At 68.4% G+C, this 22368-nt stretch carries 20 protein-coding genes and 1 pseudogene; 13 read left to right on the top strand and 8 right to left on the bottom strand.

Going from position 1 to position 22368, the window contains the following annotated elements; translation table 11 throughout:
- Positions 1–200 precede the first annotated feature (200 nt).
- Positions 201–1088 (top strand): carbohydrate ABC transporter permease, encoded by an 888-nt coding sequence (locus DGO_RS15610; RefSeq protein WP_226991532.1) that lies wholly within the window; start codon positions 201–203, stop codon positions 1086–1088.
- Positions 1085–1924, top strand: a complete 840-nt coding sequence (locus tag DGO_RS15615) for a carbohydrate ABC transporter permease (RefSeq protein WP_014695516.1) — start codon at positions 1085–1087, stop codon at positions 1922–1924. The genes DGO_RS15610 and DGO_RS15615 overlap by 4 nt, the downstream gene beginning before the upstream one ends.
- 407 nt (positions 1925–2331) lie before the next feature.
- On the opposite strand, the gene DGO_RS15620 is transcribed toward DGO_RS15615, so the two are convergent.
- Positions 2332–3993 carry an FAD-binding dehydrogenase gene (locus DGO_RS15620; RefSeq protein WP_043804145.1) on the bottom strand — a complete coding sequence of 554 codons (1662 nt, stop codon included), beginning with the start codon at positions 3991–3993 and terminating at the stop codon, positions 2332–2334.
- A 199-nt stretch (positions 3994–4192) separates the two neighbouring features.
- Between DGO_RS15620 and DGO_RS15625 the strand changes: the two genes are divergently transcribed.
- On the top strand, positions 4193–5197 hold the full coding sequence (locus DGO_RS15625) for a tyrosine-type recombinase/integrase (protein ID WP_014695520.1): 1005 nt from the start codon (positions 4193–4195) through the stop codon (positions 5195–5197).
- 34 nt (positions 5198–5231) lie between these two features.
- Here the strand turns inward: DGO_RS15625 and DGO_RS15630 are convergent, their stop codons facing one another.
- Both DGO_RS15630 and DGO_RS15635 read right to left on the bottom strand, forming a co-directional pair.
- Complete coding sequence (locus tag DGO_RS15630) at positions 5232–5876, bottom strand: LuxR C-terminal-related transcriptional regulator (RefSeq protein WP_014695521.1); 645 nt, start codon at positions 5874–5876, stop codon at positions 5232–5234.
- Positions 5869–7290 (bottom strand): sensor histidine kinase, encoded by a 1422-nt coding sequence (locus DGO_RS15635; RefSeq protein WP_083847377.1) that lies wholly within the window; start codon positions 7288–7290, stop codon positions 5869–5871. The genes DGO_RS15630 and DGO_RS15635 overlap by 8 nt, the downstream gene beginning before the upstream one ends.
- 189 nt (positions 7291–7479) lie before the next feature.
- Between DGO_RS15635 and DGO_RS15640 the strand changes: the two genes are divergently transcribed.
- The gene (locus DGO_RS15640; RefSeq protein WP_014695523.1) at positions 7480–8331 is read left to right on the top strand and encodes a hypothetical protein; all 852 of its coding nucleotides are present in this window, start codon (positions 7480–7482) and stop codon (positions 8329–8331) included.
- A gap of 12 nt (positions 8332–8343) precedes the next feature.
- Here the strand turns inward: DGO_RS15640 and DGO_RS15645 are convergent, their stop codons facing one another.
- Positions 8344–8904 carry a DUF2239 family protein gene (locus tag DGO_RS15645; protein ID WP_014695524.1) on the bottom strand — a complete coding sequence of 187 codons (561 nt, stop codon included), beginning with the start codon at positions 8902–8904 and terminating at the stop codon, positions 8344–8346.
- Positions 8905–9003: 99 nt separating this feature from the next.
- Here DGO_RS15645 and zwf point away from each other — a divergent pair, with 99 nt between their 5' ends.
- The 3 genes from zwf to DGO_RS15660 are packed head-to-tail and all read left to right on the top strand — an operon-like array spanning position 9004 to position 13615.
- Positions 9004–10485 carry a glucose-6-phosphate dehydrogenase gene (zwf, locus tag DGO_RS15650; RefSeq protein WP_014695525.1) on the top strand — a complete coding sequence of 494 codons (1482 nt, stop codon included), beginning with the start codon at positions 9004–9006 and terminating at the stop codon, positions 10483–10485.
- Positions 10482–11219, top strand: a complete 738-nt coding sequence (locus DGO_RS15655; RefSeq protein WP_014695526.1) for an ROK family protein — start codon at positions 10482–10484, stop codon at positions 11217–11219. Before zwf ends, DGO_RS15655 begins: the two co-directional genes overlap by 4 nt.
- Positions 11216–13615 carry a glycoside hydrolase family 15 protein gene (locus tag DGO_RS15660; RefSeq protein WP_338032427.1) on the top strand — a complete coding sequence of 800 codons (2400 nt, stop codon included), beginning with the start codon at positions 11216–11218 and terminating at the stop codon, positions 13613–13615. The genes DGO_RS15655 and DGO_RS15660 overlap by 4 nt, the downstream gene beginning before the upstream one ends.
- A gap of 9 nt (positions 13616–13624) precedes the next feature.
- Here DGO_RS15660 and DGO_RS15665 read toward each other — a convergent pair whose 3' ends face one another.
- Both DGO_RS15665 and DGO_RS15670 read right to left on the bottom strand, forming a co-directional pair.
- The gene (locus tag DGO_RS15665; protein ID WP_014695528.1) at positions 13625–14116 is read right to left on the bottom strand and encodes a hypothetical protein; all 492 of its coding nucleotides are present in this window, start codon (positions 14114–14116) and stop codon (positions 13625–13627) included.
- A gap of 35 nt (positions 14117–14151) precedes the next feature.
- The gene (locus tag DGO_RS15670) at positions 14152–15036 is read right to left on the bottom strand and encodes an FRG domain-containing protein (RefSeq protein WP_014695529.1); all 885 of its coding nucleotides are present in this window, start codon (positions 15034–15036) and stop codon (positions 14152–14154) included.
- A 377-nt stretch (positions 15037–15413) separates the two neighbouring features.
- On the opposite strand from DGO_RS15670, the gene DGO_RS15675 reads away from it, so the two are divergent.
- The 4 genes and pseudogenes from DGO_RS15675 to DGO_RS24895 form a co-directional block, all read left to right on the top strand.
- Positions 15414–15557 carry a hypothetical protein gene (locus DGO_RS15675; protein WP_338032428.1) on the top strand — a complete coding sequence of 48 codons (144 nt, stop codon included), beginning with the start codon at positions 15414–15416 and terminating at the stop codon, positions 15555–15557.
- 51 nt (positions 15558–15608) lie between these two features.
- The gene (locus DGO_RS15680) at positions 15609–16493 is read left to right on the top strand and encodes a manganese catalase family protein (protein WP_014695531.1); all 885 of its coding nucleotides are present in this window, start codon (positions 15609–15611) and stop codon (positions 16491–16493) included.
- Between the two features lie 336 nt (positions 16494–16829).
- Positions 16830–17744, top strand: a complete 915-nt coding sequence (locus DGO_RS21235) for a hypothetical protein (protein ID WP_145975437.1) — start codon at positions 16830–16832, stop codon at positions 17742–17744.
- A pseudogene (locus DGO_RS24895) lies at positions 17651–18808 on the top strand (putative bifunctional diguanylate cyclase/phosphodiesterase); the annotation flags it as partial. The gene DGO_RS21235 and the pseudogene DGO_RS24895, both read left to right, overlap by 94 nt.
- 150 nt (positions 18809–18958) lie before the next feature.
- Here the strand turns inward: DGO_RS24895 and DGO_RS24900 are convergent.
- Entirely contained in the window at positions 18959–19798 is an 840-nt protein-coding gene (locus tag DGO_RS24900; protein ID WP_226991543.1) for a sensor histidine kinase, read from the bottom strand.
- Between the two features lie 158 nt (positions 19799–19956).
- On the opposite strand from DGO_RS24900, the gene DGO_RS21245 reads away from it, so the two are divergent.
- Positions 19957–20691 (top strand): CheR family methyltransferase, encoded by a 735-nt coding sequence (locus DGO_RS21245; protein ID WP_050920934.1) that lies wholly within the window; start codon positions 19957–19959, stop codon positions 20689–20691.
- 90 nt (positions 20692–20781) lie between these two features.
- A complete protein-coding gene (locus tag DGO_RS21250) occupies positions 20782–21783 on the top strand; it encodes a PAS domain-containing protein (RefSeq protein ID WP_050920935.1) in 1002 nt (333 codons plus the stop codon).
- 4 nt (positions 21784–21787) lie between these two features.
- Here DGO_RS21250 and DGO_RS15700 read toward each other — a convergent pair whose 3' ends face one another.
- Positions 21788–22330: a PadR family transcriptional regulator gene (locus DGO_RS15700; RefSeq protein ID WP_043804333.1), complete on the bottom strand. Its 543-nt coding sequence runs from the start codon at positions 22328–22330 to the stop codon at positions 21788–21790.
- Between the last annotated feature and the right edge of the window lie 38 nt (positions 22331–22368).

The following is a 22368-nucleotide window of genomic DNA, read 5'->3' on the forward strand; positions in this document are numbered from 1 at the left end:
CGTGTGTGTCCGGGTCGTTCCTGGCCGTCAGGCCTGGTCTGTCGCTTTGCGGGGCCAGTGCGTCGCCGCGCCCTGAACTGCCCCGGTGGTTCTTTCTCCAGTCTTCCGTTCCCAGGAGTCCCTTGCCCATGACCGTCTCTCCCCGACCGGACGCGCCGCGTCCTTCACCGGCACCCTCCGGCCCTCCGGTGGTGCGGCGTGTGCCTAGCCGGCCCCTGCGCCGGCTGCGTGAGGGCTGGCCCGCCTACCTATTCGTGCTGCCGAGTGTGCTGCTCATGGCCTATTTCTCCTATGTGCCGGCCTACACGGCGATGACTCGCGCCTTTACCGACTGGGACGGTCTGAACGTACCGACTTTCACGGGTCTGGAAAATTTTCAGCGCGCGTTGACTGATCCGGTGATGGGTCAGGCGGCCCTGAATGCCGGAATCTGGGTGGTGCTGGGGCTGGTGCTGGCGGTGCTGCCGCCCCTGCTCGTGGCCGAATTGATCTTCAATCTGCGGGGCCAGCGGCGCCAGTATGCGTGGCGCAGCCTGTTCGTGGTGCCCGTCGTGGTGCCTTCGCTGGTGCTGCTGCTCATGTGGGGCACGTTTTTCCGGAGTGACGGTCTGATCAACACTGTGCTGGGCAGCGTGGGTCTGGGTGCGTGGCGGCACGACTGGCTCAGTGATCCCTCGACGGCGCTCTACAGTCTGATCTTCCTCGGGTTTCCGTATATAGACGTGTTTTTTCTGCTGCTGCTCTATGCAGGCCTTCAGAACATCGCTCCGGAAGTCTTCGAGGCGGGCAAGATGGACGGTGCGGTGGGGTGGCGCCGGGTCCTGTATCTCGACCTGCCGCTGCTCCGGCCTCAGCTGGGGCTGATCGCGCTGTTGTCGGTCATCGGAAACGTGCAGTACTTTATCAGTCCGCTGGTCCTGACTTCGGGGGGACCCGGCTACTCGACCACGGTGCCGGCTCTGCTGATGTACAACACGGCGACCCGCAACGGCGAATACGGCTATGCGATGGCGATTGCGGTTCTGCTGATGCTGGTCGTGGTGGTCCTGACTGGTCTCTCGCGTCTGGTCGCTCGGGAGCGGGCATGAATCGCCGTTCTCTGACTCCGGGCGAGATCGTACGGAATGTGTTGTTGCTTCTGTTGGCTTTGCTGGCGTTGTTTCCGGTGTATTTCAGTCTCGTCAATTCACTCAAGAGTCCGGTGCAATACGCGCAGAATCTGCTGAACTTTCCGGCGACCCTGCATCCTGAGAACTATTCCCTGGCCTGGGTGCAGATCAGGGGACCTCTCCTGAATTCGGTGGTGGTGACCCTCAGTAGTGTCCTCGCGACGGTCGTCTTCGCTGCTTCGAGTGCTTATGCTCTGGCACTCATCGACTTTCCGGGCCGCCGACTTCTGTTCGGTCTGGTCTTTGCCCTGTTTCTTGTGCCGGATTTTCTGACCCTGATTCCGCTCTATGTGCAGATCAAGGCTCTGACTCTGCCGAGCAATTATCTGGCGATCATTCTGCCTACGGTGGCGGCGGGGCAGCCCTTCGCTATTCTGGTGCTGTATGCAGCCTTCCGGGCCATGCCACGGGACATGCTGGAAGCGGCCCGCCTCGACGGAGCAGGGCACTGGGCTTTGTTGCGCTCTATCGTCTTGCCGCTCAGCCTACCGATCCTGGTGAGTGTAAGTATCATCCGGTTGGTGCCGGTCTGGAATGATTTTCTGTTGCCCTCACTGGTGCTGGATGAGGTTCACCGGACTGTTCCTGTGGCCCTCGTAGGTTTTCAGGGTGGCGGAGCGGCGACAGGATCTACGCCGAATTACGGTGCGCTGATGGCGTCCTATGTTCTCTCTGCACTTCCGCTCGTCGTTTTGTTTCTGTTTCTGATGCGTTCGTATGTCCAAGGAGTCACCAGTGGAGGGGTGAAAGCGTGAGTTCAGCCTCTCCCTAGATTATTTTTATTTATATGATAGTCAGTTTCATTAATCTAAGGGGGTAACTGCTTTTTATTAAGTATTAAAAGTCATACTGGTTATTCTGATGGTCGATTCTAAATCTTATTTTTCTCTTAATTTGAACAAAAGTTATAGAAATAAGAAAATTCTCGTGCCTGAGCATAGGCCTAAGCGGATGTATTTATTTTGGATTATACCGATCCCAATTTAGTTGACTATTGATATATTGCATTGTTACTAACCTCATTGCTTGATGGGTACTAGAATATAGTTCATCAGGTGTATCATATATTATATCATATTAAAGTAGGGTATTAAGCCTACGGCTTATCTACTTCAACTAACTAATCTTAGGTCAATCAGGTGCAATTTAGCGGTCAGTAATCTCATCCCACCGTCTGGGCAATGGCACGGCCCGCTACGCGTCCACTGAAGATACATCCCCCCAGGAAAGTTCCCTCCAGAGCCCTGTAACCGTGCAAACCCCCTCCCCCAAAGCCCGCGACCTCACCAGCGGCATAGAGCCCAGGCATCGGCTCGCCATCCTCACCCAGGACACGCCCCTGAAGATCAGTCTCCAGGCCCCCCAACGATTTGCGGGTCAGAAGATTGAGCCTGACAGCGATCAGCGGGCCGTCGGACGGATCGAGAATCGGCGCGGGCCTGGCCACCCGGACAAGCCGTTCACTGAGGATGTTCCGTGCATTCCGGATCACGGCAAGCTGAGGGTCCTTCCCGGCAACGTTGCGGAGCTGGAGATCCCGGTCCTCCACCTCCTGCTTGACCGTCATATAGTCCACGAGCTCACTTCCGACCAGCTCGTTCATACCGGCGACCAGATCACGCAAGGTCTTACGGACCACGAAATCGGCCCCCTGATCCATGAATGCCTGCACGGGAGCCTGGACGGCCTTTCCGATACGGGCCAGGGTCAAGCGGACATTTTTCCCTGTCAGGTCCGGGTTCTGTTCCGAGCCGGAAAGCGCAAACTCACGCTTGATCGTGGCCCTGTTCAGCAAAAACCAGGTGTAGGGATAACGGTTCCGGGTAATGTGCTGCAGGGTATCCAGACTGCTGGCTCCCGGGATATGAGGAAAGGGCAGCCGCTTACCGGTCGGGTCCAGCCACAGGCTGGTGGGACCGGGCAGGATGCGGATGCCGTGATTCGGCCAGACCGGATTCCAGTTGCACAGGCCTTCGGTGTAGTGCCACATCCGGTCCGGATTGATGAGCCGCGCCCCGGCATCCTTCACGACTTCCTGCATGGCCCCGTCCACATGCCTGGGTACGCCGGACACCATAAAATCGGGCGCAGGACCCAGCCGCTGGGTGGGCCAGTATTTCCGCACGAGGGCGTGGTTGCCCCCGATCCCACCGGAGGTCACCAGCACGGCCTGGGCATTCAGGGCAAAGTCACCCACGACGACCCGTGAACTGTTCTCCCCCCGCCCGACTTCGGAGGGCTCGAGCACGTCCCCGTATACCCCATGCACGGTACCGTTCGAGAAGTTCAGCCCCCGGACCCGGTGCCGGAACCGGAAATCGATCAGGCCCGTCCGGTGATGTTCACGGACACGCCGCTCGAAGGGCTCGAGCACCCCAGGTCCAGTCCCCCAGGTCACGTGAAAGCGCGGCACACTGTTGCCGGGGAACCCTGCACCCGCGCCGCCACGCTCGGCCCAGCCGACCGCCGGAAACCAGCGCATGCCCTGGGCATGGAGCCACTCCCGCTTCTCACCGGCGGCGAACTCCACATAGGCCTCCGCCCACGCTCTGGGCCACCGGTCCTCCGGGCGGTCGAAAGCCGCAGCGGTCATCCAGTCCCGCAGTGCCAACTCCGGCGAATCGTGGATGCCCAGGCGGCGCTGTTCGGGGCTGTCTACGAAAAACAGCCCCCCGAAAGACCAGAAGGCCTGTCCCCCCAGATTCTGCTCGCCTTCCTGGTCGAGAAGCAGGACCCGCCGCCCGGCATCGGCCAGCTCGGCGGCGGCGACCAGCCCGGCCAGCCCGGCCCCCACGACAATCACATCTGCATCGGGTGTGAACATGACCTATTAGACAGGCTCACCGCCCTGCGGACAACAAGACACGGCATAGAGGGCCCCTGCGCAGAAGGGCCGTTCGATTACGAACTGGTCTTCGATCAGAACAGCGGCGGAGAAGGTCCGCTCTCCGGCCCCGGCCCCAGGTCCCCTCCCGAACGGACCTCGCCTCATCCTCTCACTTGAAGGTTAGGTAAAATAGCGCATGACCCTCGCCCAGGTGACGTCCAACCTCCTCGCCCAGACGACCGCCTGGACGAGCCTCCACGACGACGAGCTCAAACGCCGCGCCACCCTCGCCGCCCGCGACAAGGACGCCGCCGCCCTCAGCGACCTCACCGTCGCCTACCTCGGCCACCTCGGCGGCAGTGGCGTCCTCACCAGCCCGAAGACCATCGAGGCCTACCGGCTCGGCATCCGGCAGTACGTCGCCCACGCCCAGGCGCACGCCGTCGGGATCCTCAATCCCGGACGCCACGCCCCGCAGTACTATGTCAGCAGCCTCCTCGCCCAGGGCCGCAAACCCGCCGGGGTTCAGCTCAAGGTCGCGGCGGCGCGCTGCCTGTACCGCGCCCTGCGTTGGGCGGGGGCGACCGAGGCCGACCCTTTCAAGGACGTCCGGATTCCCAAGGACCACACCACCGGACTGGAAAAACGCCCCCCCTACACCGAGCAGGAGATCGGGCGCGTCCTCGAACACGCTTCCGCCCACGACCGCTTCCTGCTGCTCCTGACCGCACACGCAGGGCTACGGATCGCGGAGGCGCTGGCCCTGACCTGGGCCGACCTCGACCTGGAACGCAGACGCCTGAGCGTGACCGGCAAGGGCCGCAAGAGCCGCACCGTACCCATGAGCACCCGCCTCGTCGAGGCCGCCGCGCAGTACCGCGTCCTCTATGGCCCGGGCGGCGAGGCCCACCGGCATGACGAGAACGGCCAGCGCCGCCGCACCACGCCCCAGGTGCAGGCCTTCCGCTACCGCACGGTCCAGAACGCCACCCACGCCATGAAGGGCACCTTCGCCCAGGCCGGGGTCCCGTGGCGGGGCTTCCACGCCGCCCGCAAACATGCCGGCACCAAACTCCTGAGCCGCACCGGCGACCTCGCCACCGTCGCCGCCTTCCTCGGACACAGTTCGGTGGACACGACCCGCAACAGCTACGCGGCCGTCGCCTCGGACGCCGCCTCGGACCAGATGCTCGACTGGTAGGCGGCCGCCGGCCGGACGTGACGTCCGTTCCCGTTCAGGGCCTGGGCCACTGCTGGGCCAGGAGCGCCGCCTCCACACGGTTGCGCACCTGGAGCTTCTGGAGAACGTTGGTCATGTAGTGCTTGACCGTCTTTTCCGTCAGGCCCAGCTCCCGGGCGATCTCTTTGTTGCTGCGGCCCTGAGCCACACCTTCGAGAATCTGACGCTCGCGGGGAGTCAGGGTCTCGACGAGCGGCCCCGGCACCGGGCGGGCAGGCTGGGCCAGTTCGTACAGCAGCCCGCTCGCCAGCAGAGGCGTGATGCTCACCTCGCCCTCGCTGACGGTCCGCACCACCTGACGCAGTTCCCGGCCCGTGACCCCCTTGATGATGTAGCCGCGCGCGCCCGCTTTCAGCGCCCCCAGAACGTCGGTCTCGTCCTCGCTGAAGGTGAGCATCACGACCCGGATGGCGGGATAGGCCACGCCGATGTCCCGCAGGGCATTCAGTCCCCCGCCGGGCAGATGGAGATCGAGCAGCAGCACGTCCGGCAGGTGCTGGGCCGCGAGTTCGGCCGCGTCCGACGCCGAGCCGCCCTGCGCCACGACCACGAGATCGCCCTCGGCCTGCAGCGCCGCCACGACCCCTTCCCGGAACAGGGGATGGTCGTCGACCACCACGACCCGCAGCACCTCATTCATGGGGCACGTCCGGACAGAGCGGCAGATGGATCCGCAGCAGGGTCCCGCTGCCTCCCCGGCAGGTGACCTCGAAGGTACCGCCCAGACTCTCGGCCCGTTCCCGCATCCCCACCAGACCCAGGCGGTCCGGCGGCGCTTCTCCCCGCCACACCAGGCCCGCTCCTCCGTCGGAAATCTCCAGCGTAACCCCCTGCGTATCCAGTGCCAGTTCCACTTTCTGCTCCAGCCCCGCAGCGTGCCGGAAGGCGTTGTTCAGCCCCTCCTGCACGATGCGGAAGGCGGCCATCTTGACACTCAGGGAAACGTCCGGACCGCTCTGGACCTGAGGCGAGAACTCGACTGCCGTGCCCGTGCGGCGCTGGTGGTCGCGGACTGCGCGGGCGACCACGGCTTCCAGCGGCAGGGGGGCCAGTTCCGGGAGGCGCAGGTCCTTGGCGAGGGTCCGCATCTCGCCCAGCGCAGCGCTCAGGGCCTGCTCAACCGGCCCGATCTGGGGGCGCTGCGCCGCAGGCAGCCCGTGCGACAGCGTGTCGAGCCGCAGCAGGGCGTGGCTGATCTCCTGGGCCGGGCCGTCGTGCAGGTCGCTGGCGATGCGGCGCAGAACCTGCTCGTTCATCGCCACGGCACGCGACGCGGCGCGCTGCACGCGGTCGTGCAGCTCGCGGTTGTGCGACAGCAGGGTCTCGAGATGCTGAACCTGGGCGTCGAGTTCGGCGCGCTGGCGGTCGATGGTCTGGCTGCCCCGGCGCACCAGGCCCGACAGCACCAGATAGGTCACCAGCATGATCAGCGCCACGACCACCCAGCTGCGGCCCTGGGCGGCCCGGATCTCACCGGTGAGCTGCCGGGCGTCCTGATAGAACTCCGCGACGGCCAGCACCTGATCGGAGTTTTCGAGGCGGATGGGCGTGTAGGTCTCGATCAGCTGCGGGTAGCGGGGGCGCAGCGTTTCGTTCTCGTCGTCGTCGGGCACCGTCAGGTGGGAGATGACCTCGCCCCGCCACGCACGGGCCTGCTCGGGCTTGACCGCGAAGGTCTGGCCCGCCTGCTCGCCGTAGACCACCCGGCCCCCCGGCCCCCAGATCTTGATGCTCACGATCTCGCGGCCCGGCGAGGTGCCGGCCAATAGCCGCTCGATCGCCGCGATGTGTTCGGGGGCGAGGCGCTCGGCGCGGCTGAGCTCCTGCACCTGCATGACGATGAAGTTCTCGACGTACAGGGCCGTGGTCGCGGCGGTGCGGTGAACGACGCCCTGCTGGATTTCGGTACCCACCCACCAACCCAGGACGAGCAGGCTCACGGTCAGGATCAGCAGGCTGGCCCCCGCGTACTGGCGGGACAACGAACCGCGTCCGGGCGCGCGTAGGGCCTCGCCCCGGCGTGGCCGACCCGGCAGGGCACTGAACGCGGACATCCTGCCCATCATGGCGGATTCGGCGGCGCTGTCTACCGACCTTGGTCGGACACCGCGCCGGCCCGCCGCCGGACCAGGGTCTGTGGGCGGGCCGACGGGACCGGCCTAGAGTGTCCTCACTTCCCCTCCGCACGTCGTCGCCGGTCACCGACAGGGACCGGCCCACCCACCCCACAAGGAGCCTTTGTCATGCCCCATACCTACCGCGCCGCCCTGCTGTTTCCCGTCCTGAGCCTCATGGCCTGTGGCACGGCCCCCACCCCCCAGACCCAGACCGCCGCCCTCCAGGATGCCTCGGCCCAGCCGGCGAGTGCGCGCCTGAGTGCCCAGGCCACCTCCTCGGCCTGCGAAGGCGGCGGCTTCCGCCTCGTCAGCGGCGGCGTGAGCGTGCAGGGCAACCGGGGAGCCGACCTGAACGTCCCCGCCGGAGCCCGGGTCCAGGTGCTCGGCAAGTATGTCGAGTTCGAGGTCGCCGGCGACACGCTCAGCGTCCTGAACTACACGATGACGGGCGCGGCCAACCCGCAGGACATCACCGGCGGGCAGCGCACCGTGGTCTTCGCGTCCAAGGCGGCCGATTTCGGGGGCCGCAAGCTCTCGGGCACGCTCAAGGCCTCGCTGTCGGGCGAGGGGCTGCTGCTGGAGCGCCGCGGTTCCGGCATCAAGATGAAGATCCAGGCCAAGGACTGCGCGCAGGGCGGCATCTTCCAGATGGAACCCGAGACGGGGGGCGCGGTGCAGTTCACCCACACCCTGGGCGCCGGCATGTACTACTTCAAGAATCCCTACACCGGCAAGGTCAACCTGGGCAACGGTACGGACTTCCGGGGCAAGGACAGCCCCCAGGTCGCCAAGCTGGTCTCGCAGAGTGAGACGGTGTCGGTGTGGTCGGTGCAGAGCGGCGGGCGCATGGGCGGCGTGCTGGGCGAGGACGCCGTCGAGATCGGCGCGGGGCCGACCCAGTGCGTCCAGAGCTGCCAGGCCCAGAACCAGATTCGCGGCACGCTGCCCGTCACCGACCCGGCGTACTCGAACAACTGAGCCGTTCCCGGGTCACTCCGCAAAGACCGGGGCCGCCAGCGTCAGGGCGTGAGCCCGCACGTCCTCCGGCCAGGCCTCCGAGTGGCGCAGAAATGCCGCATGGTCGCGGGCATACAGGGCGCGGGCGGCTTCCTCGTACCCGGGCCGGTCGCCCGCCAGCACGCCCATGAAGCGGTCGGCGGCGGCCTGGGCCCGCGCCACGCGCTCGCCCTCGGGGTCGGCCCTGCGGGCCTCGTCGATCAGGCGGCGCAGGGTGGCCGAGGCGCCGCCGCGCTGCAGGTCCAGCCATTCCCAGTGCCGGGGCAGCAGCGTGACCTCGCGGGCCGTGACCCCCAGTTTCGGGCGGCCGGGGCCGCTGCGGGGGGCGTCCGGCTCAGCGGCGGGGCGGGCGCGGACCAGCACCTCCTCCAGCGTGCCCGACAGGTCGAAATCGGCCGGCCGCCCGCTGCGGTCGTCGAAGACCAGCACCGGGCCGGTCGCCTGGGTCTTGAGATGGGTGAGCAGTTCGGGCAGGGGCGCGGTCAGGAGACGCCGGGGGCCGGCGAAGGCCGTATAGGTCGCAGAAGCCGTCATACCGGTATATTACCCGGGTAAATTCAGAGTGTCAATATCACCCGGATAATATCGCGCGTCTTCCATGTGACGTTGAGGCGGCCGGCCGATGCTGCGCGCATGACGCAGCCACCATCGGACGCCCTGGTGTTTTTCGGGGCGACGGGCGACCTCGCCTACAAGCAGATCTTTCCGGCCCTTCAGGCCATGGTGGCGCGCGGCACGCTGGACATACCGGTCATCGGGGTCGCCAAGTCGGGCTGGACGCGTGAGCAGCTCGTCGAGCGGGCGCGTCAGAGCGTGCAGGAACATGGCAGCATCGACGAGCAGGCCTTCGCCAGACTCTCGGACCTGCTCCAGTACATCGACGGCGACTACAACGACGACGCCACCTTCACGCAGCTGCGACAGGCGCTCGGGGGCGCGCAGCGCCCGCTGCACTACCTTGCCATTCCGCCCAGCCTGTTCGGCCCGGTCTGCGAGCGGCTCGCCGCGAGCGGGTGTACCCAGGGCGCCAGAATCGTGGTGGAAAAACCCTTCGGGCACGACCTGGAGAGTGCGCGGGCGCTGAACGCCACCCTGCACGGGGTCTTCGCCGAAGCGGACATCTTCCGCATCGACCACTACCTCGGCAAGGAGGCGGTGCAGAACCTGCTGTACCTGCGTTTCGCCAACGGTTTTCTGGAACCGCTGCTGCGGCGCGCGGGGGTGCGCGAAATCCAGATCACGATGGCCGAGACCTTCGGCGTGGCCGGGCGCGGCAGGTTCTACGAGGAAGCCGGGGCCATCCGCGACGTGGTGCAGAACCACATGCTGCAGGTGCTGGGGCTGCTGACGATGGAAGCGCCCGCCAACCAGGGCCAGGAAGCCGTCCGCGACGGGGTGGCGCGCGTGTTCAAGTCGGTGCGCTCCCTGACCCCCGCCGACGTGGTGCGCGGCCAGTACGCCGGCTATACCCGCGAAGCTCAGGTGGCCCCCGACTCGCAGGTCGAGACCTACGCCGCGCTGCGCTTCGAGGTGGATTCGTGGCGCTGGGCGGGCGTGCCCATCTACGTGCGGGTGGGCAAGGAGCTGCCGGTGACCTGCACCGCCGTGACCGTGGTGTTCCGTGACCCGCCGCAGGAGGTGTTCGCGGACGTGGCCCCGCACACCAACTTCCTGCGGCTGCAACTGACCCCCGGCGTGCAGGTCACGCTGGGCCTGAACACCAAGCGCCCCGGCGCAGGCATGAAGGGCCAGAGCACCGAGCTGACGCTGCACCGCCAGGAGGCCAGCGGCCTGGCCCCCTACGACCGCCTGCTGACCGACGCCCTGGCCGGAGACGCCACCCTGTTCGCCCGGGAGGACGAGGTGGAAGAGGCCTGGCGCATCGTGCAGGGCGTGCTGGGCGACGCCGCGCCGCTGCAGCCCTACGCCCCCGGCACCTGGGGACCGGCCGGGGCCGACACGCTGCTGGCCCCTGGCCTGGGCTGGATGGACCCCGACCCGGACAGGGGCACGGCCGTTCCCGCCCTGGCCCCCACCCCGCCCTCGGCCCCCGCGCCGCACGGCAGCGCCGAGAACCCCGCGCCCGCCGCCCAGGCCAGCCCGGTGGGCGAATGAGCCGCGCGGCGCACGCGGTCCTGAGCGTGGATATCGGCGGCACGCACGTCAAGGCGCTGCTCAGCGGCCACCCCCACAGCGGGGCGCGGCGCTTCGACTCCGGCCCCGACCTGACGCCCGCCGAGATGGTCCGGGGCGTGCTGGCCCTGTGCGCGGCCGGGCCGGTCTGGACCTTCGGCGCCGTGAGTGTGGGCTATCCGGGGCCGGTGCTGCACGGCCAGCCGGTACGCGACCCCGCCCATCTGGGGCCGGGCTGGGTGGGCTTCGACTTCGCGGGCGCCTTCGGGCGGCCCCTCAAGCTCGTCAACGACGCGGCCATGCAGGCGCTCGGGAGCTACGCGGGCGGCAAGATGCTGTTCCTGGGCCTGGGCACGGGGCTGGGCAGCGCCCTGATCGTGGACGGCATCGCCGAACCGCTGGAACTGGCGCATCTCCCCTACCGCAAGCACACCTTCGAGGACTACGTGGGCCTGCGGGGCCTGAAAAAGCACGGCAAGAAGAAGTGGCGCCGTCAGGTGCTGGACGTGATCGCGGAACTGAGCGCCGCCCTGGAGCCCGACACGGTGGTGCTGGGCGGGGGCAACGCCAAGCTGTTCGCGGACCATCTCGACGACCTGCCCCCGCAGGTCAGGCTGGGCGACAACGCCAACGCCTTCACGGGCGGCTTCCGGCTGTGGGACGATAAGGCCAGACCGCAGCCTGCCCCCGCCCGCACCCCGCCGGAGACCCCGTGACCGACATACCCACCTTCGACCGGATCGGCGAGGACGCGCTGGCCCCCAGCGGTCCGGCCGGCCTCAGCCCGACCTGGAGCAGCAGCGACAAGGACTTCGTGACCACCAGCCTGGGCAGCCGCCTGTGGGCGACCCTGGGCCACGGCGTCCTGAACGAGGTCTACTGGCCCTCGACCGGCGAGCCGCAGCTGCGCGACATGACGTTCTATCTGGTCATGGACGGGCAGGAGGGCCCGGGCGGCGCCGTCCAGGGCTGGGTGGACCTCAAACGCGCGGCGGCCTATAGCCTGGGCGTGCCCGCGCCGCACCTGCCGCTGCCCACCGTGATCCACAGCGGCACGCACGCCGGGGCCGACTACCGTCTGACGCTGGAGGTGCTGCCCGACCCGCAGCGCGACGCCCTGCTCGTCCGCTACGCGCTCGACGGCCCCTTCCGGCTCGTGGTGATCGCCGCGCCGCACCTGGGGGGCACCGGCCAGGACAACGTGGCCTGGGTGGACGGCGCGCTGTTCGCCCACCACGCGGGCCACGTGCTGTGCCTGAGCGCCACCGGGCCGCTGCGCCGCGCTTCGGCGGGGGTGGTGGGCGTGTCCGACGGCTGGCAGGACCTGCAGGCCCACGGGCGGCTGACCTGGGCCTACACCAGGGCCGGCCCCGGCAACGTGGCCCTGAGCGCCGAGCTGGAAGACCGCGCCGGCACGCTGGCCCTGGGCTTCTCGAACACGGCGCGCGGGGCCTGGACCCTGGCGCGCGGCGCGCTGGCCGAAGGGTACGGGGCCGCCGAGCAGGAGTTCCTGCGGGGCTGGGGCGTCTGGGGCGACGCGCTGAAGCTGCCGGCCCCCGATCCTGCCCTGGGGCAGCTCGCCCTGCTCAGCGCCGCCGTCCTCAAGATGCACGAGGACCGCACCTACCCCGGCGCCATCGTCGCCAGCCTCAGCGTGCCCTGGGGCGACTCGACCGACACGCTGGGGGGCTACCACCTGGTCTGGCCGCGAGACGCGACGCTGGCCGCCTTCGCCCTGATCGCGGCGGGCACGCCCGGAGACGCCCGGCGCGTCCTGGCGCGCTTTCTCGCCACGCAGCAGCCGGACGGCCACTGGCTGCAGAACACCTACCCCAGCGGCGACCCCTTCTGGACCGGGCTGCAACTCGACGAGACCGCCTTTCCGGTCCTGCTGGCCGCCAAACTGCGTGAAGAAGGCCTGGAGGACCTGCCCGGCACCGCCGAGATGGTGGGCCGCGCCCTGGGCTTCGTGGTGCGCACCGGCCCGACCAGCGACCAGGACCGCTGGGAGGAAAACCCCGGCGTGAACCCGTTCACGCTGGCCGTCGCCGTCGCGGCGCTGGCGGCGGGGGCCATGTGGTTGCCGGAGGCCGAGCGCGAGGAGGCCCTGAAGGTGGCCGACGAGTGGAACGAGCGCCTGGAAAGCTGGTGCTATGTCCAGGACACGCCGCTGGCGCAAGAGCTGGAGGTGGGGGGCTACTACGTGCGCCTGGCGCCCCCGCAGCGCGACGGTGGGCTGGGCGGCACGGTGCTGCTGCGCAACCGCATGGGCGAGACCATCGGCGCGTCGGCCCTGGTCAGCCTGGATTTCTCGTACCTGACCCGCCTGGGGCTGCGGCAGGCGGACGACCCGCGCATCGTGGACACGCTGAAGGTGGTGGACCATGTGCTGCGTGTCCCGACCCCCAGCGGCGACCTCTACCACCGTTACAACGACGACGGTTACGGCGAACACGAGGACGGCCGCCCTTTCGACGGCTCGGGCATCGGGCGGCTGTGGCCGCTGCTGTCGGGCGAACGCGGGCACCTCGCGCTGCTGTCAGGCGAGGACCCGCTGCCCTACCTGCGGACCATCGCGGCCTGTGCCAGTCCCGGCGGCCTGCTGCCCGAGCAGGTCTGGGACGCGGCCCCCATCCCGGAGCGCGGCCTGTATCCGGGGCGGCCCTCAGGCAGCGCCATGCCGCTGGTGTGGACCCACGCCGAATTCCTGAAGTTGCTGCTGGCGCGTGAAACAGGCCGCCCCGCCGAGCTGCTGCGGGCGGTCGGGGACCGCTATGCCCGGCCCAGGGACGCCGCCGAGTGGCGCTGGCGCAACGAGACGCCGCTGCGCCAGCTGCCGCCGGGGCGCGACCTGACCTTCGAGAGTCCGGTGGCCTTCACGCTCCACTTCGGCTGGGACGGCTGGCAGGACGTGCAAGAGCGTCAGGCGCAGTGTGGCACCTTCGGCCTGTGGCTGCTGACCTTCCGGGCCGAGGAACTGCGCGCGCACGGCAGCCTGAATTTCACCCGGCGCTTCGGGGAGGCCTGGGAGGGAGCCGACCACGAAATCCGGCTGGAGCGCGGCGCGGCCAGGGAGGTCACGGCAGACCAGCCGGACGCGGCGCGCAGCTGAGCGGGCCCCTCAGCCCTGGGCGCGGCGCGCTTCCGGCCCCGCCGGACCGAAGGTGGCCGCGACTTCCAGGTGCCTGCTGCGCGCTTCTTTCTGGGCGTGCAACAACTTCTGGACCCGGCGGGTCCCGGCGCGCACCCCGACGTTCGGCTGCTCGCCCAGCTGCCGCCAGGCCAGCTCCAGGCACACCCCCAGCGGCGGCTTCGGGTCCCGCGTTCCCGGCACGCGCAGCCCCGCCCGGGCAAACTGCGCCAGCAGGTCCTCGTAGGTGTCCTGCTCCTGCGCCGTGAACGTGGCCACTGCCTGCTGGAACGGCAGGGCGCTGTGGCCGGTCGCTTCCAGTACCGCCGCGCGGATCAGGTCCGCCTCGCTCAGACCCGGCCACTGCCGCCGCAGCCTTTCGAACACGCCTTTGCCGAAGCCCAGCGACAGCCGCTGGCGTTTGCCGTCCACGGCCGGGACGAAGGCGGCCGCGCGGCCTCTCCCCTCTCGTTTCTGCGTCATGCGTTCCTCCGGGTGCGGCGGGGTTCTGTGGCCCCTTACCGCTGCTGGTTGCGTTCTTCTTCGGGGGTGGGCGGCGGTGCGGGGTCCGGGCCGGGCCCGGGGCGCTGCTGGTAGTACCGCCGCAGCCACAGGCTCAGCCCCCCCAGATCGGGAAACAGCGTGCGTTCGTTGACCCCCACCTGATCGAGCCGGTCGCGGATTTCCCACTTCAGCTCCCGCGCGACCACCACCCGGCGCGCCGCTTCCGGAGGCCGGCTCAGCCACTCCCCGAACGCCGTCTCGGGGTTGGAAAGCAGCGCGAAGAGCGCCGACTGCTGCACGATGCGCTGGTCGATGGAAGGCGGTTCGAGCAGCAGCAGAAAGGGTTCGCCCTTTTCGCGCTCGTAGTCGTCGAGCCAGCCGGTTTCGGCGTCGAAGGGCAGGCCGTCCGGATCGCCGGCGTGGCCCAGCGCAGCCAGCATGTCCGCCGTGAAGACATTGCTGCCCTCGCGGCGCAACAGGGCCTGAAGGGCCGGGGGCAGGCGCGCGTTGGTTCTGGCGGTGTTCAGCATCCAGACGACACCGTCCTCGCCGTACTGCCGCTCGTTGCTGGTGGCGAAGTGCAGCGCGACGAGCGGGGAGTAGGACCAGTCCAGCAGCCGCATGGGCAGGCCGTGGTGCTGGCCGAGGGTCAGCCACGACCAGTGCTGGTCCTGGGCGCAGAGGGGGCCGGTGGCGTATTTGCGAAAGGCGCGCACGAGGTGGCGCTCGATATCGCGCGGATGGGCCGAGAGCCGCTGGAGCGAGGTGGTGAGGGGGGCCGGCGTGCCCTGACCCCGAAAGATGTAGGGCGAGCGGAAGCGGCGCAGTTCGGGATTCCAGCTGTCCTGTTGCAGCGTGTCGATCAGCTCGGCCCAGCTCGCGGGTCTCAGGTCACGCATGAGGTCCCGGTCCCCTATCCCGCAGCGCCGGGCGGCCACGAGAACGCGTTCTTCCCCGATCCGGCATGGCCGCTCTCGACAAAGCAGGGCCGGGAAAAAGATAAACATCGAAAGAGTTGAAAGGACATAGTGGCGAGATGATCGGTGCAACGGAACTTGCGAATGTGTGGTTCGGCTGTATGAAGTTACAGGCGACTCTCATTCAATTAATCTTTGCCATTGAGCCAATCCAAACCGATGAGGGCGCACGAAATGACTTCGGGTCGACCTGCTAGGCTGATCTCCCGAGCAATTCATTCCCCTCGTCATTCACTTCTTCGGAGGAACGCATCATGAAAATCTCGAACGCTCTCTATCTTCTGGGTTATGGTTCTATCTTGCTGAGCGCCGCCAACTATCTGAAAGGCGATCAGGCGAACAACGAAAGGAACGGCATCTTCGTGGGCCACTGGGCCCCGACCTTCTTCATTCTGGGCAAGGTCGCCGAGGACCGCGAAAAGCACAGCGAGGGCAGCAACTAATCTGATAACGGCCGATCCCATGTCTCTGAGGTCCGATTTCAAGGAGAACCCATGTTCTACCATGACAACAAATTGCAGTATCCCGTGCGCGTGGACACCCCGAGTCCCCTCTTCGCCAAGATGCTGCAACAGGCCATCGGCGGCGTCGAGGGCGAGATCCGCGTGTGCCTGCAATACCTCTTCCAGTCCTTCGGCGCGCGCGGCCCGGCCCGCTACCGCGACATGCTCATGGACACCGGCACCGAGGAACTCGGCCACATCCAGATGCTCGCCACCGCCGTCGCCCTGAACCTCGAAGGTTCGTCGGCCGCCGTCCAGGAGGAGGCCGCGCGCGCCAACCCGATGGTCGCGGCCATCCTGGGCGGCATGGAACCCCGGCAGTACCTCTCCGCCGGTATGGCGGCGCTCGCGGCCGACGCCAACGGCGTGCCCTTCAACGGCTCGCACGTGTACGCCAGCGGCAACATCGTGGCCGACATGTACAGCAACGTGGCCGCCGAGGCGACCGGCCGCGCGCTGGCCTGTCGCCTGTTCGACATGACCGACTACCCCGGCATGAAGGACATGCTGCGCTACCTCATCGCCCGCGACACCATGCACCAGCAGCAGTGGCTGGCCGTCATCGAGGAACTCGGCGGCCACCAGGCCAACCTCCCCATTCCCAACAGCTTCGACCAGAGTCAGGAGCTTCTGGACGTGAGCTACGACTTCTTCGCGACCGGCATCGACGGAACCGAGACGCCGGCCGGGCGCTGGACCAGTGGCCCGTCGCTCGACGGCAAGGGGGAGTACCGTGTCCGGCGCGCCGTGCCCTTCGGCGACGAACCGAAGCTCGCCCCGCCCAGCCCCTCGGGCTACGCCCAGCGTCAGCAGATGACCGCCGACGAGGCCGACACGTCGGTGACGGTGATGACCACCGGCGACACCCAGAGCTGAGCCACGGCCCCTGGGCGACAAAGGGAGGGGGCCGCTCCGGAGGTCCGGACCTCCGGGGGCCCCACCATATTTCCGGGGGGACTCGCCCCGCCACCCACCCACATGAAGCGGGATTTATCGTGGACTCAGATTTACACCGTTTCAGTTGAAGAAGCCTTGATCGGCCTCTCATTCTGTGTCCTGAGATGCAGATGAGACTGGAGCCAGGCTCGGAGCAGTTCAGGAATGTCATCACCCCATCGGCGGCGTCAGCTTCTGACCGAGAGTCCGTTTCCCGGAAAAGGTCCGGAAAGGTCGAAGCGCTCGCACACAAGGATGGACGCGATGGAGCCTGACATGACCAATGCGCTGTGGCCCCTCTCCGACCGGGGGCGGTCTGTCGTCGGCGGACTGCTGGGGACCTACGGCGTCGACTATCTCTTCCTGATCGGTGCCCAGGGTCTCCTGGTGTCGTGTGGAGGACAGCTCGGGCCGTCGCTGCCACGGGCGCGCACGCTGCGGGACCTCGTCCACCCCGAAGAGTATCCGCCGCTGTGGGCACGGGTGTCAGGCGGCGACGCCGGAACGCCGGTGCCCTTGCCGCCCTTCCGTGTCCGGGGACCCGAAGACGGCTGGCACTGGCTCCAGGGCTCCAGCCTGAACCTGCTGGAGCATCCCGAGGTCGGCGTCACGGTGCTGAGCGCGCACGACGTGACGGCCCTCAAGGCCGCCCAGCTCGAGCAGGACGCGCTGGGCACCCTGCTGCGCCAGACCACCGCCGGGCAGGGGCTGCGGCACCTGCTCGCCGACCTGGTCCGCACGGCCGACGAGCAGGTGCCCCACCATTTCTGCGCCGTCTTCCTGTGGCAAGACGGTCTGAGGCTGGCCGCCGCGCCGGGTGCGCCGCAGGACTTCGCCGCGCTGTTTCCCGACTGGCCGGAAGACGCCCCGGCACCCGCGACGGGGCCCTGGTCGGCCGGGTCCCTGCCGGCCCAGGTGACCCCGGCGGCCCTCGCCGCGCCGCTGCGCCGCCGGGGCGTCGCCGAGGTGATGTCCATGCCGCTGCTGGGGCGGCACGGGCAGTACCTGGGGGCAGTGGCCCTCTACCGGCGGAACAGCGGCCCCCTGACGCCGGGCGCGGCCGAGGTGCTGGCCCATGCCCGGCGGCTCGTCACGACATGCTCACCGGGCTGCCCAACCGCCGCCTGTTCACCGAGCGGCTGCGGCGCACGCTCGGCGCGCTGCGGCCGCCGGGGCAGCGGCCGGGACTGATGTTTCTGGACCTCGACCATTTCAAGGAGATCAACGACACCCTGGGACACCCTGCGGGCGACGAGGTGCTGCGGCTCACCGCCGGACGCCTGGCCGCCTGCCTGCGCCCCCACGAGACGCTGGCGCGGCTGGGCGGCGACGAGTTCGGCGTGATCCTCCCGCAGACCGACGAGGCGGCGGCGGCCCGGCTGGCGCAGCGGCTCCTCGCGGCCCTGTCGCCGCCCCTCCGGGTGGGCGAGACCGAGCTGTACCTCGGCGCGTCCATCGGCATCCTGCTCGCCACCGATCCCGGCCAGGACGTGCAGACCGCGCTGCGCTACGCCGACATCGCCATGTACCGCGCCAAGCAGCGCCGCAACACCTTCGTCTTTTTCGAAGCCGAGATGACCCGGCAGTCGGGCGAGCGCCTGCATCTCGTCTCGCTGCTGCGGCGCGCGGTGCCCCGGCCCCACGAGACCTTCGGGGTCCTCTATCAGCCGCAGGTCCGGCTGGAAGACGGCGTGAGGACCGGCAGCGAGGCCCTGCTGCGCTGGACCCTCCCGGACAGGGGACCGGTGCCGCCCGACCTGTTCATTCCCCTGGCCGAGGAGACGGGGCTGATCGTGCCGCTCGGCGAGTGGGTCCTGGCCCAGGCCTGTGCCCACGGCGCGGCGTGGTCGCCCGGCGCGGCCCTGAGCGTGGCGGTGAACGTCTCGGCCCTGCAGTTCGCGCGCACCGATTTCGCGGCGACGGTCAGGTGCTGGCTGGAACGCAGCGGCCTGGACCCCGCGCGTCTGGAGCTGGAACTCACCGAACGGGTCGTGCTGGACGATGTCGGCCGGTCGGCGGCGCGCATGGCCGAGCTGCGGGCGCTGGGGGTACGGCTCGCCCTGGACGACTTCGGCACCGGCTACTCCTCCCTGAGCTGCCTGTCGCGCCTGCCTCTCGATACCCTCAAGGTCGACCGCTCGTTCGTCCGGGGCGTGCATGCCGACGCGGCCTCGGGCGCCGTGGTGCGGGCCATCGTCGGTCTGGCGCGCAGTTTCGGGCTGCGCACCGTCGCCGAAGGAATCGAGACGCCCGAGGAGTACCGCGCCCTGCGCGATCTGGGCTGTGAGACCGGGCAGGGCTATCTGCTGGGCCTGCCCGAGGCCCCGGCCGCCGGAGAGGGCGCGGGGCCTTCCGGCGCGCGCGGCCGCCGGTGTAGCTCCGGCCCCGGCAACGGGCCCGGAGGGTCAGGCGCTGAGGTGCGGGCCTTCCGGGCGGCCCGGCAGCGTGAAGAAGAAGGTGGCTCCCTGACCCGGCGCGCTCTCGGCCCACACCCGCCCCCCGTGGCGGTGGATCAGCCGCCGCACGAGGGCCAGCCCCATTCCCACCCCACCGAACTCCGCCGTGCGGTGCAGCCGCTGGAACACCCCGAACAGGCGGTCCTTCTGGCGCATGTTGAAGCCCACCCCGTTGTCGCGCACGCACACCACGGCCTCCTGCCCCTGCGTCCTGGCGTAGATGTGGATGCGGGCCGGCTCCTGTCCCTGCGTGAATTTCACGGCGTTGCCCACCAGCTCGGCCAGCACTATCTGCAGCGCCACCGCGTCCCCGTGTACCTGCGGCAGCGGGTCGTGCGTCAGAATGACCTGGCGCTGACCATCCAGAGCGGCCTGGCGCTCGCGCCACACCCCGCGCACGACCCGGTCGAGGTCCACCGCGTCGGTCCGCAGGCGCTGCTGCCCGGCCCGGAAGTAGTCCTGCAGGGCCAGCAGCAGCGCGTCCATCTGGTCCGACGACTGGCTGATGTAGGTCATGTGCCGCTGGCGGTCCTCACTGAGCGGCAGGTCGCGCAGCAGCACCTCCGTGAAGCCCCGGATCTGGCGCAGCGGCGCCTGGAGATCGTGCGTCACGGCGTACATCATGGTTTCGAGCTCGCCGTTCAGGTCGCGCAGTTGCCGCGTGCGGACCTCGATCCGTTCTTCGAGCGAGGCGTTGAGCCGCAGCACCTCCTCCTGCGCCCGGTGCTGCGCGGTGATGTCGGTCAGGGTCAGGCGGCACAGCCGGGCCGTCGATCCGCTGTGGGGCATGAGTTCGCCGTCCACCTGCACGAACTGCACGGGGCTGGGCTGGGCCTGCGGCGCGGTGGCGGACTGAAGGCGCAACTCGACCCGCTGGGCTGCGCGGCCGTAAAGACGCGGCGCAGGAACGGGCCCGCTACGGCCTGTACCCGGCCGACATCGCCTACGTGATCTCGGCCGAGCGCCTGCAACAGTTTTTCCAGCTCAAGGACGACGGCTATCAGGTGCGCCCGGAGATCCGCGACAGCGTGGTGTTCGCGCTGCACAGCACCTTCGGGGACCCGCCCTTTACCCGGCTGGACCTGCTGTGCTGCCGCAACATGCTCATCTACCTGGGGGCCCCGCTCCAGCGCCAGATCCTGACCATCTTCCACTACGCGCTGCAACCCGGCGGCCTGCTGTTTCTGGGGTCCAGCGAAACCTGCGGCCCGGAGCGCGACCGCTTCGTTCCCCTGAATTCCCGCTGGAAGATCTACCGGCGGGGCGAGGGCCTCTCCGGGCCGCTGCCGCTACCGCTCTCGTCCGAGCAGGGCGGCCTGTCCGCCCCGGCCGAATCGAGCCTGCCGCCGCCGCCGCGCACAGCCAGGAGCAACGACGTGGGCCAGCAGGCCCAGCGGCTCCTGCTGGCGCAGTACACGCCGCCCGCCGTCGTGGTCAACGCGGCCGGCGACATCCTGTACGTCAACGGGCGCACGGGCCGCTACCTGGAACTGCCGCCGGGCAAGGTGCTCGTCAACATCTTCGAGATGGTGCAGGAGGACCTGCGCTACGAGCTGCCCGCCGCGATCCGGCAGGCGAGTGCCGAGCGCGCCGAGACCGTGCGGCGCAACCTGCGCCTGACGGTGGGCGGCGGACCGGTGCTGCTCGACCTGACCGTGCGGCCGATGGGCCAGGCCGAATAGTTCCTGATCCTCTTTCAGGAACACGGCGAGTTTCCCGAGCAGGCCGACGCCCCCGAACAGTCCGACCGCATCAAGGCACTGGAGCGCGAATTGCAGCACAGCAAGGAACTGCTCCAGACCACCGCCGAACAGATGGGGGTGTCGCCGGAAGAACTCAAGAGCACCAACGAGGAACTCCAGACGACCAACGAGGAACTCCAGAGCAGCAACGAGGAACTCACCACCTCCAAGGAGGAGTTGCAGTCGCTCAACGAGGAACTGGTCACCATCAACGCCGAGCACCAGCGCATCATCCACGACCTCGCGCAGGCGCACGACGACATGAAGAACCTGCTCGAGAGCGCGGGCATCGCCACGGTCTTTCTGGACAACGACCTGCGGATCAAGCGCTTCACGCCGCGCATCACCCGCGTCATCAACCTCATGCCGGTGGACGTGGGCCGGCCCATCACGGACATCAGCGTCAACCTCAACTACGAGCATCTCACCCGCGACATCGCGCGCGTCATCGACACCCTGGAAACCTACGAGGCCCAGGTCCAGACCCAGGACGAGCAGTGGTACCTGATGCGCATCAGTCCCTACCGCACCTCCGACAACTTCATCGACGGGGTGGTGCTGGCCTTTACCAACATCAACGTGGTCAAGGCCCTCGAAACGCAGGTCCGCGAGTCGCTGGAGTATGCCGAGGCCGTCTTGAACAGCATGCAGGACCCGCTGCTGGTCCTCGACAGCCAGCTGCGGATCATCACGGCGAACCGGGCGTTCTACAACCTGATGTACCTCTCGCCCGCGCAGATCCAAGCCGAGCCGATGTACACCATCGCCAACTTCGCCTTCGACCAGCCGGAATTGCAGGGCCGACTGCGCGACCTCGTGACCACCGACGAGGTCGTGTCCAACTACATCATCGACCTGAAGGTGCCGCAGCAGGGCAACCGCAAGATGAAGGTGGAGGCCGAGCCGGTCGCCTCCACGGGCGCCGAGCAGCCCATGTTCCTGTTCAAGATGGAGGACGTGACCGAGCTGCTGCTGCGCGCCTCGCTGGACGGCCCCGACCTGACCGGAGACGCGCCGCCCGGCCGGGACTGATCGGCTACCCTCCGGCCTCCGGCGTGCCGTCCAGCACCTCGGTCCAGAAGGCGAGGTTGGCCCGCTCGTAGAGCAGCCCCATCCGCAGGGTGCGCAGGGAAGTCTGGGCCGACGGCTCCTGACCCAGCGCCGCCTGAATCTGCTCGTAGTCGCGCAGCCGCCCCTGGTGGAGGGCCAGCTGCTCCTGCGCCAGCGCCCGCAGCGCCGACGCCGGCTCGCCCGCGATGAAAAACAGCTTGAGCAGCCCGGGGTCCCGCAGTTCGGGCATTCCCGCAGGCGCGCGCAGCCAGTCGCGCAGCGCCGCGCGTCCCGCGTCCGTCAGGTCGAAAAAGCGCCTGCGCCGTCCCCCCTGCTCCTGCTCCTCGCGCAGCAGCCCCAGCCCCACGAGGCGCTGCGGCTCGGCATAGAGCTGGGAGCGCGGAAAGTGCCAGAAGTAGCCGACCGACTCGTCGGCGCAGCGCTTGAGATCGTAGGAGGTGCTCGGCCCCTGCTGCGCGATCAGCCCCAACACGATGAATGAAGACGGCCCCAGGCTTGTGTCGCTCACCACCGCAGTGTACCCTTGGTTCAGACCGTCCAGTCTGG

The organism is Deinococcus gobiensis I-0 (assembly GCF_000252445.1).
GTDB lineage: Bacteria > Deinococcota > Deinococci > Deinococcales > Deinococcaceae > Deinococcus > Deinococcus gobiensis.

Coding starts and splice junctions, on each gene's coding strand:
- DGO_RS15615 (WP_014695516.1), top strand. CDS start 1,085: ATGAATCGCCGTTCTCTGACTCCGGGCGAGATCGTACGGAATGTGTTG.
- DGO_RS15620 (WP_043804145.1), bottom strand. CDS start 3,993: ATGTTCACACCCGATGCAGATGTGATTGTCGTGGGGGCCGGGCTGGCC.
- DGO_RS15625 (WP_014695520.1), top strand. CDS start 4,193: ATGACCCTCGCCCAGGTGACGTCCAACCTCCTCGCCCAGACGACCGCC.
- DGO_RS15630 (WP_014695521.1), bottom strand. CDS start 5,876: ATGAATGAGGTGCTGCGGGTCGTGGTGGTCGACGACCATCCCCTGTTC.
- DGO_RS15635 (WP_083847377.1), bottom strand. CDS start 7,290: ATGTCCGCGTTCAGTGCCCTGCCGGGTCGGCCACGCCGGGGCGAGGCC.
- DGO_RS15640 (WP_014695523.1), top strand. CDS start 7,480: ATGCCCCATACCTACCGCGCCGCCCTGCTGTTTCCCGTCCTGAGCCTC.
- DGO_RS15645 (WP_014695524.1), bottom strand. CDS start 8,904: ATGACGGCTTCTGCGACCTATACGGCCTTCGCCGGCCCCCGGCGTCTC.
- zwf (WP_014695525.1), top strand. CDS start 9,004: ATGACGCAGCCACCATCGGACGCCCTGGTGTTTTTCGGGGCGACGGGC.
- DGO_RS15655 (WP_014695526.1), top strand. CDS start 10,482: ATGAGCCGCGCGGCGCACGCGGTCCTGAGCGTGGATATCGGCGGCACG.
- DGO_RS15665 (WP_014695528.1), bottom strand. CDS start 14,116: ATGACGCAGAAACGAGAGGGGAGAGGCCGCGCGGCCGCCTTCGTCCCG.
- DGO_RS15670 (WP_014695529.1), bottom strand. CDS start 15,036: ATGCGTGACCTGAGACCCGCGAGCTGGGCCGAGCTGATCGACACGCTG.
- DGO_RS15680 (WP_014695531.1), top strand. CDS start 15,609: ATGTTCTACCATGACAACAAATTGCAGTATCCCGTGCGCGTGGACACC.
- DGO_RS21235 (WP_145975437.1), top strand. CDS start 16,830: ATGACCAATGCGCTGTGGCCCCTCTCCGACCGGGGGCGGTCTGTCGTC.
- DGO_RS24900 (WP_226991543.1), bottom strand. CDS start 19,798: ATGCCCCACAGCGGATCGACGGCCCGGCTGTGCCGCCTGACCCTGACC.